The organism is Streptomyces sp. WP-1, assembly GCF_030450125.1.
GTDB lineage: Bacteria > Actinomycetota > Actinomycetes > Streptomycetales > Streptomycetaceae > Streptomyces > Streptomyces incarnatus.
Window position 1 is genome coordinate 5,146,643 of the sequence record NZ_CP123923.1, and the last position, 15,732, is coordinate 5,162,374.

Sequence of the window (15,732 nt, forward strand, 5' to 3'; positions counted from 1 at the left end):
GGGGCAGGGGTGTCGTCACGGTGGTTCCTCCTCGTTCGGTCCTCGTTCGATCCGGGTTCGGCCCGGGGTCCGGTCCGGGGTCAGTCCGGCAGGCCGGTCAGGGCCTGTGCCACCCGGTGGGCCTGCTCTTCGGTGAGCGCGGCGAACAGCGGCACCGAGACCGTGCTGTCCACGACGCGTTCGGCCACCGGGTAGTCCCCGGGCTCCAGGCCCAGTTGCCGGTGCAGCAGGTGCCGGGCGGGGATCAGAGGGTCGGCGCGGACGCCCGCGGCGCGCAGGTGGCCGATCCACCGCTGCTGCTGGCCGCGGCCGGTGGCCCGCAGGCAGTAGCGGTAGGGCACCTGGCCGGGACCCAGGCCGGGCGGCGGTGCGACGTGCGGCGGCAGGGCGGCGGTGTAGCGGGCGGCGAGGGCGCGGCGGTGCGCGGTGATGCGGTCCAGGCGCCGGAACTGGCTGAGCGCCAGGGCGGCGGCCGGGTCGGAGAGGCGGTGGTTGAACCGCGGGGTGTAGACCTCGCGGGCCGCCGGGTCCTGGTGGACGCGGACGCGCTCCCAGGCCGCGCGGTCGGCCTGCAGCAGCATCCCGCCCTCGCCCGCGGCGAGCGTCTTGGTGGCGTAGAAGGAGAACACCGCCGCGTCCCCGATGCCGCCGAGGAGGCGCCCGTGCCGGTCCAGGCCGCCCAGGCTCTGGCAGCAGTCCTCCACCAGCAGCGCGGCCAGGGGGCGCAGGGCGTCCAGGTCGGCGGGGTGGCCGTGGGTGTGCACGGCGATGACGGCGTCGAGCCGGGCCGCCGGGTCGAGCCGTGCGGGATCGAGGGTGAGCGTCTGCTCGGTGACGTCCACGACCACCGGGGTGCAGCCGGCGGCCAGCACGGCGTCGAGCAGGGCCGAGCAGCCGTAGGTGGGGACGGCGACGGTGGCGCCGGTGCCGTCCAGCCCGGCGCCGTGCAGCGCCAGCCTCAGCCCCGCGGTGCCCGAGGAGACGGCGCTGGCGTGGCGGGGGCGGAAGCGCTCGGCGAACGCCTCCTCCAGGGCGGCGGTCCGGGGGCCGGAGGCGAGCCATCCGGAGCGCAGCGACTCGGTCACGGCGGCGATGTCGTCCTCGGTGACCAGCGGCCCGTTGTGCGGGACCACGGGCCCGGCCGGGGCTGTACCGGCCGGGTGCCGGGGACCGGCCTGCGGCGGGGTCACCCCAGTCCCTCCTTCAGCCTGTCCAGTGCCTGGCGCAGCACGCTCTCGCGCTTGCAGAAGGCGAAGCGGACGTGGCGGCGCCCGGCGTCCGGGTCGGTGTAGAAGACCTGGTGGGGGATGGCGGCGACACCGCAGCGCCGGGGCAGCGCGCGGCAGAACTCCAGCCCGTCCCGCTCGCCCAGGGGCGTGATGTCGGCGGTGACGAAGTACGTGCCCCGCGGCGGCCGGACGTCGAAGCCGAGGGCGCGCAGCCCGTCGGTCATCAGGTCCCGGCGCCGCCGCAGGCGGTCCGTGGCGGTGGCGAAGTACTCGTCGGGCAGGCGCAGGGCGTCGGCCACGGCGTGCTGGAAGGGGGTGCCGCCCGCGAAGGAGAGGTGCTGCTTGACCTCGCGGACCGCGGTGACCAGGTCGGCGGGGCCGGTCGCCCAGCCGACCTTCCAGCCGGTGAAGGAGAAGGACTTGCCGGCCGAGGACACGGTGAGCGTCCGCTCGAACATGCCGGGCAGCGCCGCGACGGGCTGGTGGACCCCTTCGAAGACCAGGTGCTCGTAGACCTCGTCGGAGATCACCAGCAGATCGTGGGCGCGGGCCAGCGCGGCCACCTCGCACAGCTGCTCGGCGGACAGGACCGCGCCGGTCGGGTTGTGGGGCGTGTTGAGCAGCAGGACCCGTGTGCGCCCGGTGATCGCCGCGGCCAGGTCCCGGGTGTCGAAGGTGAAGTCCGGCGCGTGCAGCCGCACCGGCACCAGGGTGGCCCCGGCCAGGGAGGCACAGGCCGCGTAGGAGTCGTAGAAGGGCTCCAGGGCCACGACCTCGTCACCGGGCGAGGTCAGCGCGAGCAGCGCCGCGGCCAGGGCCTCGGAGGCGCCGGTGGTGACGACGGCCTCCCGGTCGGGATCGATGTCCAGTCCGTAGAAGCGGCGTTGGTGGTCGGCGACGGCGCGGCGCAGGCCGGGCAGGCCGGGGACCGGCGGGTACTGGTGGTGTCCGGCGCGCAGGGCCCGCACGGCGGATTCGACGACGGTCTGGGGGCCCGCGGTGTCGGGGAAGCCCTGGCCGAGGTTGACGGCGGCGTGCTCCGCGGCCAGGGCCGACATCTCGGCGAAGACGTTGTGCCCGTGGGCGGCGAGGCGGCCGCGCCGCGGACCGCCGGGCGGCCGGTGCCGTAGGCCGGTCACGGCCGGCCGCCGCTGCCGGCCGCCGCGGCTTCGGGCCGGTGGATCTCCAGCAGCGCGAAACGGTGCAGCATCTGGCTGCCGTTGAGGAACACCAGCGCCGGGTCCGCTCCGGCCTCGGTCTGCGGGTCGGGCACGGTGTGCGAGCGCAGCGGGTCCTCGGGCCGCCGTGCGCGGGCCGCAGCGGGCAGGTAGCGGTGGAAGGCATGCCGCAGTCCGGCCTCCTCCAGCAGCCGGCCGACCGTCCGCACGGAGAACTGGTTCCAGCCGGGCAGCCACTCGGGGTCGCCGTCCGGGTGGCGCAGCCGGACGACGACGTCCACCGGCTCGGGGTTGAACAGGCCGAAGACGTAGGCACGTCCGCCGGGCGCGGTCAGGCGCAGCAGCGCGTCGATCCACTGCCGGGGGTCGTCGAAGTGGCTGTGCAGGGCCACCATGAAGACGGTGGTGAACGGCCCGGTGGGCAGGGTGTCGGGCCGCAGCACGTCGCCGGTCACGAAGCGGGCGCCGGGCACCCGCAGCCGGGCCTGCTCGACCAGGGCGGGCTGGATGTCCACACCGGTCAGGTCGGTTCCGGGGTGCCGTTCGAGGAGATAGTGGGCGAAGGCCCCGGCCGCGCAGCCCACTTCGCACACCGCGGTGCCGGGGACGTCCTCCAGCCAGGCCGCGGCGTGGTCGACGACGAAGGGGAAGTAGTGCGGGTGGTCCCTGTCCACGGGGCGCTCGGCGTAGCGCAGGTCCAGGTTGCGCGGGCCGCCGGCCGGTCCGGGCAGGTCCGTGTGCCGTGCGGGTCGGGGTGTGGTGGTCATCGGCCGCTCCCGGTGGTCGTGGGCTTGCGGGTGAGCGCGGCCAGCCGGGCGAATCCCTCGACGGGCAGGCTGCGGAAGGGCAGTTGGTCGCCGCAGGGCAGGGCGTTGCGGCGCAGGAAGTCGCGCAGGTCGTGGCCGATCCCGTCGAGGCCGCCGGTCAGCCGCCCGGAGCGCAGTTCGAACAGGGTGCGGCCGCGGCCGGTCCAGGGACGCAGGTCGGGGCGGTCCTCCACGGTGAGCAGATGGAAGGCCCGCCGGCCGGCGGCGTGGGCGTTGACGGTGTCGGGACCGGTGTCCCCGGTGACCAGCAGCACGCGGTGGCCGTCGCCGACGTCGATCCCGCCGTCGGCGGTGCGCTCGGCGGTCAGGCCCTTCCACTGGAGTTCGGCGATCCAGTCGTCGAGCAGCGCGTCGACGCACCGGTGGGCCTCGGCGCCCCGCGGGGGACGGGGATCCAGGGTGCGCTTGACGGCGGCGGGCACACCGCCCGCCAGCACCCCGGCGGGCAGGCTGCGGCTGACCACGCTGCCCGCGGCGACGATGGTGTCGGCGCCGATGGTCACCCCGGGGAGCACCGTGGCGTGGTAGGCGAGCCACACGTTCCGCTCGATGCGCACGGGCGCGAAGGTCGCGGGGTAACCGTCCAGGAGCCGGTGGCCGAAGTGGAATCCGTGGGTCCACACGGTGAGGTGCGAGCCGGAGCCGACCTGGTCGCCCAGGATGATGGGGTGGTTGGCGTTGAGGATGCTGTGCGGCCCGATCGCCACCCGGGAGCCGAGGACGACGTGCGAGGTGGAGGCGGTGGTGCCGCCGTAGCCGACGCTGGTGCCCTGACCGAGGTAGAGCAGCCGGTCGGCCTGGAAGGACCGGCAGGTGATGCGGGTCCCGGACTCGATGCGGCCGCCGCCCTCGATCTCGAAGGCGTCGGCGACCAGCACGGTGACCGAGTCCTGTAACTCGCCGGCGTCCCCCAGGAAGAGGGTCCCGGCGCGCAGGTCGCAGTTCTCCCCGATGGTGACGCCGTCGCCCAGCGTGAGGGTGTCCGCGGCCAGGACCGTACCGGCGCCGATGGTCACGTCACGGCCGATGCGGACATTGGCGCCGAGCCAGGCGCGCACGCCCGGCCCCAGTGTCACTCCGGCCTCGATCAGCCGGCGCCGGCCGGCCGATCCGTCGTCGGGGCTCTGGTCGATGGTCACGTCGAACCCTTGCGGCCCTTGGCCAGCGCGGCGCCCAGGCTCTCGGTGAAGGCGGCGAACTCGCGCGCGGCCGGCCCGCCGTCGCGCTCCAGGGCCTCGGCCAGCCCCGGGCAGCGGTCGGTGAACACCGGTGCCTTGACACCCGTCAGACTGGCGCCGGTCACGACGGTCTTCACCCAGGTGGACTGGTACATCCCGGCACCGTCGAGCCGGGCACCGGACAGGTCGGACTGGCTGAACCGGCTGTAGGCGCAGTTCGCGCCGACCAGGCCGGCCTCGCGCAGGTCCGCGGCGAAGTAGGCCTGTACGAGGGTGGCGCCGTCCAGGACGGCGCGGCGCAGGCTCATGCCGCGCGGCGGATCACCCGTGATCATCGCCCGGTAGAGGTTGGCGTGGCGCAGGTTGGCCCCGGCGAGGCTGGAGTCGCGCACGGTGAGACAGCGGCCCAGGAAGGTGCTCATCTCGGCGTCGGACAGGTCGCTCTCCACGATGTGGAGGTTCTCGCCGCGGGCGGCGGTCAGGACCGCCCCGCGCAGGCTGCTCTCCACGATGCTGCCGTTGTTCAGCGACGCCCCGCCGAGGCGGACCTGCGGCAGGGTGCAGCGCACCCAGCGGGCCCCGGTGAGCTGGGCGCCGCTGAGGTCGGCGGCGGTGACGGCGAGGTCGGTGAAGTCGCCGTCGGGTGCCTTGAGCCCGGCCGCGCTCCAGCCGTGCGCCTGAATGCCGGTGAGCCGGAGCTGGGGCAGTCCCGCGTCGGCGAGCACCAGGCCGTCGGCGGCCGTGAGGCGTTGCAGGGCCAGACCGTGGCCGGCCACCGAACGCAGCGAGGTCTCGCGCAGACTGGACTTGGTGATCGAGAGCTGGTCGACGCAGGAGCCGTCCAGCGTGGCGGAGTCCAGCAGGCATTCGCTGATCAGCGCGCCCTGGAGGTTCATGTTGCGCATCGAGGCGTCGGCCAGGTCGCACTGGTAGAACGAGGAGCCGGACAGGTGCCCGTCGTCCAGGTGGGTGCCGCGCATGCTGCACCCGTGGAAGAGGGTGCCGGTGGCGTCCCGCAGCCCGGTCAGGTCGGCGCCGTCGAACACACAGGTCTGCGCGGCGAGGGCGTGGACGTAGGCGGAGCGCAGGCTGGCCCCGGTGAGGTTGGTGCGTTCCATGCCGGGACACACCATGGTGACCTCGGAGAGGTCCGCCTCCTGGAGGCGGGTGCTGTGCAGCAGAGCCCGGTTGAGGGTGGCCCGGCGCAGGTCGGCCCCGCGCAGGTCGAGCCCGCTCAGGTCGGCCTCGGTGAGGTCCATGCCGCGGCCGGTGCGGTCGATCAGGCGCTGGGTGGTCTCGGAGACGTGTTTGAGGAGCGCGGGGCGCAGATCGTCGTCGGCGGCGGCCAGGCGCCGCAGCAGTTCCAGGGAAGGGGTGTCGGGCATCGGGGTTCCTCAGGGGTGGGCGGGACAGGGAGGTCCGGTGGGCGCGAGGCGGGCGGGACCGTCCGGCGCGCGCGGGGGAGGGCCGTCCTCCTCCGGGGGGCCCGGCCGGCGGCGGCCGATCACCGACCGGATCCACCGGCCGATCTCCCCGGGCTCCGGGTCACCGGCTGCCAGGGGCCGGTGCTCCAGGACGACGGCGGGGGCGCCGGTGAGGGCGAGCAGCTCGGGCAGCACCTCGGCGATCGGCAGATAGCCCGCGGCGGCCGACTGCCCGGGACGGGCGGGTTCGTGGCCGTGCTCGGGATACCGCGCGGCGGTGGTGTTGTACAGGTGCATGCTGCGCACGGCGGGGCCCAATGCCTGGGCGTAGGCGAGCGGACCCTGCCGGGGGCCGAGCAGGTGGGCGTGGCCGAGGTCCAGGCAGAGTCCCAGCTCCGGGCGGCCGGCGAGGGCGTCGCGGTAGTCCGCCGCGCTGTGCAGCAGCGGGTGCGCGGAGAGGTTCTCCACCAGGACGAGGACCCCGTGCTCGCGGGCCAGACCGCAGGCGGCGTCCAGGAAGTCACGGCACCAGCTGTCGAACCCCGCCGCCGGGTAGGGCGGATAGGGGCTCGGGAAGTGCACCACCACGTGGAGCGCGCCGAGGTCGGCCGCGCAGCGGACCGTGGCCCCGGTCATCCGCAGCGCGGCCGCCGCCTCGTCCGGGTCCGGGCCGGTCGGGGCGAACCGGCGCAGCGGGCGCGGCTCGTCGTAGGGGACGGGCGTGTGCAGCGCGGGCCGGATGCCGTGGCGGTCGCAGAACCGGCCGATCGTGCCGAGCATCGACCGGGGGTAGTTGTAGAACTCGACGACATCGGGCTCGTACGCGAGCAGTCCCGCCAGATCGGTACGGTCGGCCAGCACCCCGGAGGAGACGCCCAGCAGGGTCATGCCGCACCCCGCGTGGCGGTGTCGGGGGCCGGGGGCGTGGCGGCGCGTGCCGCGGCGATGCGCGCGGCCGCGGCCCGGTCGGTCTTGCCGGTGCGCCCCAGCGGCGGTTCGTCGACGAGGTGCACCCGCTCGGGCACCTTGTGGGCCTCCAGCCGGGCCAGCCCGTGCGCCCGCAGCTCCTCCTCGGTGGGCGTCCGGCCCGCGCGGGGCACGAACAGCAGGTGCAGGCGTTCGCCCAGCAGGGCGTCGGGAACACCGACGGCCACACCGGCGGCGCAGTCGGGGTGGTCGGCGTAGGCCTCCTCCACCTCCAGCGGGGAGATCTTGGCGCCGCCGCGCACGATGAGCTGCTTGGCGCGGCCGACGAGTTCCACCAGGCCGTCCTGCGGCCGGTGCCGGGCGAGGTCGCCGGTGCGCAGCCAGGGCCCGGCCATGGTGGCGGCGGTGGCGGCCGTGTCGTCGAGGTACCCGGTCATCAGATGGTCCGTGCGGAGCCAGAGTTCACCGGCCGCGCCGGGGACCGCCGCCGTCCCGTCCGCACCGCTGTCCGGGCCGGCGGCGCCCGCGGCGTCCGGGCCGGTGCCGGCGGCGCCCGGCGGCACGATGCGGTACTCCACGCCGGGGGAGGGGCGCCCGATGGTGCCGGCCTCGTCGTCGTAGCGGTCGGGCGTGAGGATGAAGTCGGAGGTGGCGCTCTCGCTCAGCCCGAAGACGTCGGCGATCCCGGCGTGCGGCAGCAGCGCCCTGATCCCGCGGCCCAGTCCGGCGGGCAGGGGTTCGCCGCCGCAGATCCAGGTGCCGGGGGAGCCCGTCTCGGCGAGCCGCCGCAGCAGGGCGGCCGCGTCCGGGGACCCGTCCAGTTCGCGGCGGATCAGCCGCAGCATGCTGGGCACGACGGCGGTGCGCTCGACGGGCCGTTCGGCGAGGCGGTCCAGTACCTCGCGGGCCCGGAAGCGCGGGGTGAGCAGCAGGGTGCCGCCGGTGGCCAGGGTGAGCAGGGAGGTCCACTGCCCGAAGCTGAAGTTGAGGTGCAGCAGGTGCAGGGCGCTGTGCCCCTCCGCGAACGGCAGCGTCGAGGAGATCGCCCGGAGCTTGGTGTGCAGGACGCGGTGGGAGAGCACCACGCCCTTGGGGCGGCCGGTGGAGCCGGAGGTGAAGACCACCAGTGCCTGGTCGGCGCCCAGTTCGGCCGGTACCCGCGGCAGGGCGCCGCCGTGCGGACCGGCCCCGGCGTCGGGGACGATCCCGTCGATCCAGGGATGGCCGGCCGGGCCGGTGGCGTCCTCCCACGCCGTGGGGCGGTGCCGTGGGTCGCCGAGCAGCAGGCGGGCGCCGACCCGTTCGGCGGTGGAGCGCAGTACCGGGGCGGGGGAGTCGCGGTGCACCGGGACCACGACCGCCCCGGCGGTCCAGGCGCCGAGTTCGCACACCAGGTCGCCGCACCGGTTGTCCACGGCGACGAGAACGGGTTCTCCGCGCCGGTGTCCGGCCCGCGTGAGCGCGGCGGCGATGCCGTGGCCGCGCTCACCGAGGGCGCGGTAGTCCAGGACGTCCTCGCCGTCGTCCAGGGCGACGCGGTCCGCGAAGCGGGCGCAGGCGCGCCCGAGGAGCGCGTCGAGCCGCCGGGGGGCGGGGTCCGCGAGCGCGGTGGCGGCGGGGGCCCTCATGCCGGAACCTTCCGGGCGCCCGAGCCCGAGCCGGAGCCCGAGCCCACGCCCGAGCCCGAGCCCGAGCCCACGCCCGAGCCGGAGCCCGCGCCCACGCCTGCGACCGCGGTCCGGTGCGCGGGCCCGTCCTCGGCGGGATAGACGAAGTCGTCGTCCAGCGCCCGGACGACGGTGCGCAGGCCGGTGTCCCACAGCGACGCCGCGTATCCCTCGCACTCCGCGAGCGTGCCGGCGGCCAGCGGGAACTCGGCGTGGTGCAGGGAGGTGAAGATCACCTCGAAGGCGCGCGGGAAGTCCATGCCGGGCAGGGCGGCCATCACGGCGGCGACCAGGTTGTCGAAGGAGAGCTGGTTGGGCGAGCGGGTGACGCACACGGCGTGGTCGCGCGGCCCGTCCGCGGGGTGCGGCGCCTCGTACAGACGGGGGTAGGTGGGGCGCCAGACGCAGGAGGCCGGGTCGCGCCACAGCGGTTCGACGACCGCGCTCAGCGCCTCGGGATCGCGCCATCGCGGGGGCAGCAGGATCCCGGGCGGGTAGGCCTGCGGAACGTCCTGGTAGTGCCCGAAGTCGGTGTCGCCCAGCAGGGCCCGGCAGTCCGCGCAGTCCTGCCCGAAGACGGAGAGCTGGAGCGCGAACTCCTCCCAGTGGTCCGGGGTGTGGACCACGTTGGCCCACACGCCGAGGCGGTAGGCGGCGCGTGCCTTGCGCTTGACGGCGGCGGCCGTCTCCATGGTGTCGTCGCCGCCGCGGACGACGATCACCTCCATGGGCCGGTGCGCGTACCAGAGGTCGAGGGTGAGGTGCTCCAGCGGGTTCTCGCTGCGTCGCATGTCGGCGAAGGCCCGGCGGATGTCGTCCTCGTCCAGCAGGATCCGGTGGTGGCACAGGACGGTCAGCCCGGCGTCGCGCACCGTGTCGAGGATGTAGGGCTGGAGGCGGCGCGAGACCCCGTCCGGCTTGATCAGAAGCAGGGAGTGCTGGCTCTCCGACACGCTTCCCAACGGATTCCCCTTTACGTTCGCGGGCTTGGCACCGCGAGATTGACATGCCACGGCACGGTTAGTCAATAAACGTAGTCAAGTTCCTGCACGGCTGGCGGACGCGCTCTCTGTGTGTGGGGCCCTGTAAGTCAACGCTGCGGTGCGACACCCGCGTTGCGGTGCTCGTACCCGTTCGCGCCGTCACCGATGTGACCGCTTCAGAAGTTATTGACAGAGCTACTTGACTCGCTGGTCTCAGTCATGGTCATATCGCTTCGTCGGCAAGGGAACGAATGCCTTGCGGATTACTCACACAATGAAGGAGTCATCATGACCCGTAACCACGCTGTCGGCCTGCGCCCCCGTCTCGACAAGATCCAGGTCCGCGCCGGCAAGTAAGCAGGACCAGCGCCGGGCTGCCGACCCCGTTCGGGCCGGCAGCCCGGCCGCCGCGTTCCCGGCCGTGTCCGCGGGTCCGGTCCCCGGCGGTGCTCCCGGCGGCCTCCCGGACGGGACCGCCCGCAGCCCCACCCCGCCCGCACCGCGCAGCGACGGAGACCTCCCCCGTGACCGAACAGCTCCTGATGCAGAACGTCCCCGTACTGGTGGACCACACCCCCGGCAGCCGCACCACCACCGTGTGCGTGGCCCTCGGATCGGGTGCCCGGCACGACCCCGAGGGGGTCGCCGGTGCCACGCACATGCTCGAACACCTCGTCATGTCGGTCCCGTTGGACGGCGGCCCCTCGCTGAGCGAGCGCATCGAGCGGCTCGGCGGCAACTCCAACGCCCTCACGAGCCCCGAACTCCTGGTGATCTACGCCCAGGTGCTCAACGCGGACGCGCCCCAGGTCATCAGCTGGATCGGCACGGCCCTGCTCCACCCCGAACTGACCGCCGCCCACCTGGACAGGGAACGCCAGGTCGTCCTCCAGGAACTGGGCGCCGCGGCCTCCGACCCCTCCGACGCGGTGCAGGACGCCTTCCTGGCCCAGCTGTTCGCCGGCCACCCGCTCGGCTCCCCGGTCGGCGGCGACCCCGAGAGCATCGCCCGCATCACGGTGGACGCCATGCGCGACGCCCACCGCCAGGCCCTGTCCGGCGCGCCCGTCGCGGTGAGCGCCGTCGGCGGACTGCCCCCCGAGGAACTGCTCGCCGCCCTCGACAAGGCGGGCCTCGGCACCCTCCCGGCCGCGCCGCCCCTCGGCGCCCGCCCGCTCCAGGACCCGCCGCCGGTCCGCACCGCCACCCCGGAGCGCTGGCCCGAGGAGTTCTGCTGGGTGCAGGCGGGCAGCCGGGCGCCGCACCTCGGCGATCCGCGCCGGCACGCCTACACCGTGCTCGGCCATCTGATGGGCGCCAGCCCCGCCTCCCTGCTCTACGCGCGCATCCGCAACGACGAGGCGCTCGCCTACTCCTTCCAGTCCTGGTCCCGCAGCTACAGCGACACCGGCGCCTGGCGGATGCTGGCCGGTGTCGACCCCGCCAACGGCCCCCGGCTCCTGGACTCCTTCCGCGCGCTGCTCGCCGAGATCGCCTCCGACGGGCCGGGCGAGGAGGCCTTCTCGGCAGCCGTCCGGCAGGCCGTGGTGGAGGTCGTGCTGCGCGCCGAGTCCCAGCAGGAGGCCGCCATCGCGCTGGCCACCGACCGGGTGCTGGCCGCCGAAGTCACCCTGCCCGAGCAGGAGATCGAGGCCCTCGGACGGGTCACCGCTCACGAGGTCGCCACCGCGGCGGCCGCGGTGGCGCGCGACCTGGTCGCCGTGGTCCGGCCCGAGGCGGAGCGAGCCCTGTGACCGCCGACCCCGCCGCCCCGGCGCCCACCGCGGCCCTGACCGCCTGCGACGACTACCTGGCCGCCGCCGACGAGGCGGGCCTGCTGCACCGCATCGACGGCCTGGTCTACGTGGCCGGCGCCTACCACGAGCCGCTCACCGGGATCGACCAATGCCTGGTCGAGCACGCCGACCCGCGCCTGCTCCACGCGGCGCCTGCCTTCCTCGAAGCCCTCTTCGCCCGCTTCCCGCAGTGCGCCGAGGCGGTCGTCCGGGTGCCCGGCGCCGACGACCCGCACCCCGCGCTCACCCCCCATCTCAGCTACCTGTCCCTGCCCTTCGACGCCGCGCCCGCCGCGCAGGACACGGACGCTCCCGGGCTGCGGATCGCCCCGGACGAGACCCGCGAGCACGACCGCGCCGTTGACGACTGGCTGTGCCGGGCCATGGTCACCGGTGCCGCGGGCCGCGGCCTGACCACCCGGCCCGAGGAGGTGCGGGCCGCCGTGGACGCCCTGCTGGACTCTCCCGGCCGGCGCACCTTCGTGGTGTACGCCGACGGCGGCGACCAACCCGTCGGCCACGCCACGCTCTGCGTCGACGCCCACGACGACCCCAGCGGCACGGACTTCGTGGACCTCGTCGACATCCTGATCGACGACCCCGTCCTGCGCCCCGCCGCGATCACGGCCCTGGTGCGGGCCTCCGCCCTCCTGGCGCGGGACCTCGGGCTGCCCCTGCTGGGCAACGTCTGCCACGGCCTCGACGAAGCGGGCCGCAGCGGAGCCGTCGCCGTGGCCCTGGAGGCCCGCGGCTGGCGCCGCACCCACCAGTACCGCCACGCGTCCCGCCCGAGCGCGACGGACGCGGCCGCACCCCAGGACCAGGAAGAGACCCAGTGAACCCACCGACTCGTTCCGTCTTCCCCCTCAGCCTCGACCTGCTGTACGAGCTGCTGGACGTCGACCGCGACCTCGCCCCCCGCCATCTGCTGCGGCGGGCACGCCAGGAGGGCGCCGTCGTATCGACCCTGGTGCTCTCCCTGGCCGAACGCGAGGGGGTGGCCCTGGGCGAGGGATCCCGGGCCGAACTGGCCCGGATGACCCGCAGATGCGAGCTGTACCGGGAACTGGACGCGGTGGTCCGCGCGGTGCCCGGGGCCCGCACCGTCAAGGGCCCCTCCCTGAACCGCTACTACCCGCAGGGCCTGCTGCGCTCGGTCGGCGACCTCGACGTCGTCGTCCCCGACGAGGCGACGCTGTGGCGGGTGCTGGCCGAGGTGCTCGACCGCCAGGAGGCGGTCGAGGTCCTGATGACGCAGCTGGACACGGACGGCCGGCGGGACCTGCTGGTCTCGGTGTGGTGGCTCGGCGAGGACCCGATGCTCGACCTCGACCGCGGGGTGGAGGTCACCACCTTCGCCTACGGCGGGCTGCCCGAACAGGGCGTCCCGCTGCGGCCCGAACTGCCCGCCGAGCAGGTGTACGCCGATGTGCTGGCGGTCGCCGAGGAGCGCTTCCAGCGCGACTTCACCCTGAAGGACGTACTGGACCTCGTCTGCGTCCTCACCTCGCCCGCGGCCCCCGACCCCGCGGCGCTGGCCCGGGTCGCCGCCGGCCACGCGCTGGCGCCCGAGCTGGAGGAGCTCTGCCTCAAGACCACCGGGCACCCGGCGCTGGCCCCCGTCGTCCCGGCACCGCTGCTGGACGGCCTGCGCGAGAGCGCCCGCCTCGAACGCGCCCGCCGGGCCGCCGCCGGCCCCCTCGCCGAGGCACCGCGCCTGTACGGCTTCCAGCTCACCGAACCGCTGCGCCGCGGGGCCGGGGAGACAGTGGAGGACCATGACCTCGACGGGGTGCTGCTGCGCCGTACCCCGGTGGCCGACCTCCTGCTGGTCACCGGTGAACTCGTCGGCCTCGCCGACCACGAGACCGCGCAGGCCGCGCTGTCCGCGCTCGCGCCGTGGCCCGAACGCCCCGCCCCGCGCACGGCCGCGGCCCCCGTCGGAAGCGGGAGCTGAGCCGTGGCGATCGTCGACGTACAAGACCTCGGCCGGGTGTTCACCCCCCGCCGCGGCGCCGAGGTCACCGCGCTGGAAGGGGTGACCTTCAGCATCGGTGAGGGGGAGGTGCTCGGTCTGCTCGGCCCGAACGGCGCCGGCAAGACCACCCTCTCCCGCATCCTGACCACCCTGCTGCTGCCCACCTCCGGAACCGCCCGGATCGGCGGCCACGACGTCGTGCGCCGGCCCAAGGAGGTCCGCCGCCTGATCGGCCTGGTCCTGGGCGGCGACCGGGGCCTGTACGGCCGCCTGACGGCACGTCAGAACCTGCTGTACTGGGGCGCCTTGCAGGGCCTCGGCGGCAAGCAGGCCCGGCGGCGGACCGACGAGATGCTGGAGCGCTTCGGGCTCGGCGCCCGCGCCGACGACCGCGTCGAGCTCTTCTCGCGCGGCATGGTCCAGCGCGTCCACCTCGCCCGGGCCCTGCTGAGCAGCCCCCCGCTGCTGATCATGGACGAGCCGACCAACGGCATGGACCCGCACGCCGGGGCCGGCTTCCGCCAGCTCGTCCACGAACTGAAGGACGCGGGCTGCACGGTCGTCCTGACCACGCACGACATGCACGAGGCCCAGGACGTCTGCACCCGCATCGCCCTCATCGACCACGGCCGCATCCTGCGCATCGGCGCCGCCGACGAGCTGCTCGCCCGCATCGGCGCGCCGCGCACGATCCGGGCCGAGGGCGTCCGCGCCGAGGTCGCCGCCCGGATCGCGGAACTGCCCGGCAGCACCGAGGTCACCGAGCAGGGCTCCCTCACCGCCCGGCTCGACGGCCCACAGGCCCAGTCCGCGGCGCTGGCCCTCCTGCTGGAGGCCGGGGCCACCGAGATCGCGGTGGCCCCGCCGGGACTCACCGAGCTGTACCGCACGGTCATCACCGACCGGGAGTTCGCGGTCTGATGCTCCACTTCGTACGCGCCCAGGCGCAGATGCTGATCCGTTCACCCCAGCTCTTCGCCACCCTGGTGGTGATCCCGTGCTACTCGCTGGTCTTCTTCCACTTCCTGAAAGGGCACCACCAGGGCGGCCTGGCCACCACCACGGCCCTGACCGCCTTCCTGATGGGAGCCTGGTCCCACGCGGTGTTCGTGGCCTCGCAGGCGGTGGACGACGACCGGGCCCAGGGCACCCTGAGCCTCTCCCTGCTGACGCCCTCCCGCTACCTGCTCGCGCTGGCCCTGCGGACCCTGGTGACCACCTCGCTCGCGCTGCCCGTGCTCGGCGAGATGTTCCTCGTCGGCCGCTGGGTCTTCGGGCTGCCGATCCGGGTGGACCGGCCGGGGCTCACCCTGCTGGTCGCGGCGCTGGTGACGACCGGGGTGGCGGCCACCGCGCTGCTGATGAGCGGCCTGATGATCCTGGTCCGCGCCGCCCGCAGCCTGCAGAACGCCCTGACCTACCCCTTCTACCTGCTGGGCGGGCTGATCCTGCCGGTCACGACGCTCCCCGAGCCGCTGCGCTGGATCGCCCGCGGCTTCTTCCTCTCCTGGGGAGCGCAACTGCTGCGCGACGCCGCCGTCGGCCCGGTCGGCGACCTCGGCGCCCGGCTGGCCGTGCTGTGCGCCCTGGTCGCCCTCCAGGCCGCCGCCGGGTTGTGGGCCGTACGCCGGGTGCTGTCCTTCGTACGCAGTGGACGGGTGGTTCTCCATGACTGACCTCGCTCTCGGAACCGGCACCGCTGCCGGCGGCCCCGCCCCGGATCCGGTCCCCGCCGGGCGCCCGGCACCGGCCGCGCGGCTGCGTGCCGCCGGACGCCAGGTCGCCTACGGCGCGCTGGCGAGCTACCAGGACTACCGCGCGATGTTCACCCTGCGGACCTGGCTGTTCGGCTGGACCGTGCGCCTGATCTGCCAGGTGCTGTTCTTCGCCGGCCTCGGCCGGCTGGTGGGCTCCCCCTCCGCCGAGACCTACCTCGCGTTCGGCAACGCCGCGGTCCTCGGGCCGCTGGGCGCGCTGGGCGTGGTCTCCTCCACCGTCGGCGAACGGGTCTCCGGCACCCTGCAGTTCCTGCTGCTCAGCCGGGCCAGCACCTTCCTGGTGCTGGCCTCGCGGGGGCTGCACTGGATGGCGGACGGCCTGCTGACCTCGACCATCGCGCTGTGCGTGGTCTCCCCGCTGCTGGGGGTGCCGCTGCACTGGGCGGCGCTGCCGGTGATCCTCGCCGTGCTCTGCCTCAGCACCGTCTCCTGCTACTGCCTGGCCCTGTGCATGACCAGCGTCAGCGTCCGCAGGCCCGGCTCCCGGATGTATCTGACCGCCGGCACCACCATCGTGCTGATGCTGCTCGCCGGGGTCACCACGGCGGTGCCCGGGTCCGGTGCCGCCGGTCTGCTGGCCCGGGTCCTGCCGCTCACCCACGGCCTGTCGGCCGCCCGGACGCTGGCCGCGGGCGGCCCGCTCGACCTGGGCGCGGTGGCCGGCGAGGCCGCCGTCGCCGCGGGCTGGGGGCTGCTGGCCTGGCTGCTGCTGACCAGGGCGCTGCGGCACACCGTCCGCACCGGATCACTGTCGCTGCGCTGAGCAC

General features: G+C 74.8%; 14 protein-coding genes. 6 read left to right on the forward strand and 8 right to left on the reverse strand.

Annotated elements, in window-relative coordinates:
- Positions 1 to 80 precede the first annotated feature (80 nt).
- The 8 genes from QHG49_RS22670 to QHG49_RS22705 are packed head-to-tail and all read right to left on the reverse strand — an operon-like array spanning position 81 to position 9,383.
- Positions 81 to 1,190, reverse strand: a complete 1,110-nt coding sequence (locus tag QHG49_RS22670; protein WP_159701500.1) for a DegT/DnrJ/EryC1/StrS aminotransferase family protein — start codon at positions 1,188 to 1,190, stop codon at positions 81 to 83.
- A complete protein-coding gene (locus QHG49_RS22675) occupies positions 1,187 to 2,368 on the reverse strand; it encodes a pyridoxal phosphate-dependent aminotransferase (RefSeq protein WP_301490990.1) in 1,182 nt (393 codons plus the stop codon). Before QHG49_RS22675 ends, QHG49_RS22670 begins: the two co-directional genes overlap by 4 nt.
- Positions 2,365 to 3,174 carry a trans-aconitate 2-methyltransferase gene (locus QHG49_RS22680; protein ID WP_301490991.1) on the reverse strand — a complete coding sequence of 270 codons (810 nt, stop codon included), beginning with the start codon at positions 3,172 to 3,174 and terminating at the stop codon, positions 2,365 to 2,367. Before QHG49_RS22680 ends, QHG49_RS22675 begins: the two co-directional genes overlap by 4 nt.
- Positions 3,171 to 4,373, reverse strand: coding sequence for a DapH/DapD/GlmU-related protein (locus QHG49_RS22685; protein WP_301490992.1), 1,203 nt, complete (start codon positions 4,371 to 4,373; stop codon positions 3,171 to 3,173). Before QHG49_RS22685 ends, QHG49_RS22680 begins: the two co-directional genes overlap by 4 nt.
- Positions 4,370 to 5,797: a pentapeptide repeat-containing protein gene (locus QHG49_RS22690; RefSeq protein WP_145485433.1), complete on the reverse strand. Its 1,428-nt coding sequence runs from the start codon at positions 5,795 to 5,797 to the stop codon at positions 4,370 to 4,372. Before QHG49_RS22690 ends, QHG49_RS22685 begins: the two co-directional genes overlap by 4 nt.
- 9 nt (positions 5,798 to 5,806) lie before the next feature.
- Positions 5,807 to 6,724 carry a sugar phosphate isomerase/epimerase gene (locus tag QHG49_RS22695; RefSeq protein WP_301490994.1) on the reverse strand — a complete coding sequence of 306 codons (918 nt, stop codon included), beginning with the start codon at positions 6,722 to 6,724 and terminating at the stop codon, positions 5,807 to 5,809.
- On the reverse strand, positions 6,721 to 8,391 hold the full coding sequence (locus QHG49_RS22700; protein ID WP_301490995.1) for a class I adenylate-forming enzyme family protein: 1,671 nt from the start codon (positions 8,389 to 8,391) through the stop codon (positions 6,721 to 6,723). Before QHG49_RS22700 ends, QHG49_RS22695 begins: the two co-directional genes overlap by 4 nt.
- Complete coding sequence (locus QHG49_RS22705; protein WP_301490996.1) at positions 8,388 to 9,383, reverse strand: nucleoside-diphosphate kinase; 996 nt, start codon at positions 9,381 to 9,383, stop codon at positions 8,388 to 8,390. Before QHG49_RS22705 ends, QHG49_RS22700 begins: the two co-directional genes overlap by 4 nt.
- A 554-nt stretch (positions 9,384 to 9,937) precedes the next feature.
- Between QHG49_RS22705 and QHG49_RS22710 the strand changes: the two genes are divergently transcribed.
- Genes QHG49_RS22710 through QHG49_RS22735 form a run of 6 tightly spaced genes read left to right on the forward strand, consistent with a single transcriptional unit; the run spans position 9,938 to position 15,728 of the window.
- Positions 9,938 to 11,167: a pitrilysin family protein gene (locus QHG49_RS22710; protein ID WP_159701482.1), complete on the forward strand. Its 1,230-nt coding sequence runs from the start codon at positions 9,938 to 9,940 to the stop codon at positions 11,165 to 11,167.
- Complete coding sequence (locus tag QHG49_RS22715; RefSeq protein WP_301490997.1) at positions 11,164 to 12,048, forward strand: hypothetical protein; 885 nt, start codon at positions 11,164 to 11,166, stop codon at positions 12,046 to 12,048. Before QHG49_RS22710 ends, QHG49_RS22715 begins: the two co-directional genes overlap by 4 nt.
- Positions 12,045 to 13,166, forward strand: coding sequence for a hypothetical protein (locus QHG49_RS22720; protein WP_301490998.1), 1,122 nt, complete (start codon positions 12,045 to 12,047; stop codon positions 13,164 to 13,166). Before QHG49_RS22715 ends, QHG49_RS22720 begins: the two co-directional genes overlap by 4 nt.
- 3 nt (positions 13,167 to 13,169) lie before the next feature.
- Complete coding sequence (locus QHG49_RS22725; RefSeq protein ID WP_145485440.1) at positions 13,170 to 14,108, forward strand: ABC transporter ATP-binding protein; 939 nt, start codon at positions 13,170 to 13,172, stop codon at positions 14,106 to 14,108.
- Positions 14,108 to 14,863 (forward strand): ABC transporter permease, encoded by a 756-nt coding sequence (locus tag QHG49_RS22730; RefSeq protein WP_145485441.1) that lies wholly within the window; start codon positions 14,108 to 14,110, stop codon positions 14,861 to 14,863. The genes QHG49_RS22725 and QHG49_RS22730 overlap by 1 nt, the downstream gene beginning before the upstream one ends.
- A complete protein-coding gene (locus QHG49_RS22735; RefSeq protein ID WP_301490999.1) occupies positions 14,856 to 15,728 on the forward strand; it encodes a hypothetical protein in 873 nt (290 codons plus the stop codon). The genes QHG49_RS22730 and QHG49_RS22735 overlap by 8 nt, the downstream gene beginning before the upstream one ends.
- Positions 15,729 to 15,732: the final 4 nt, after the last annotated feature.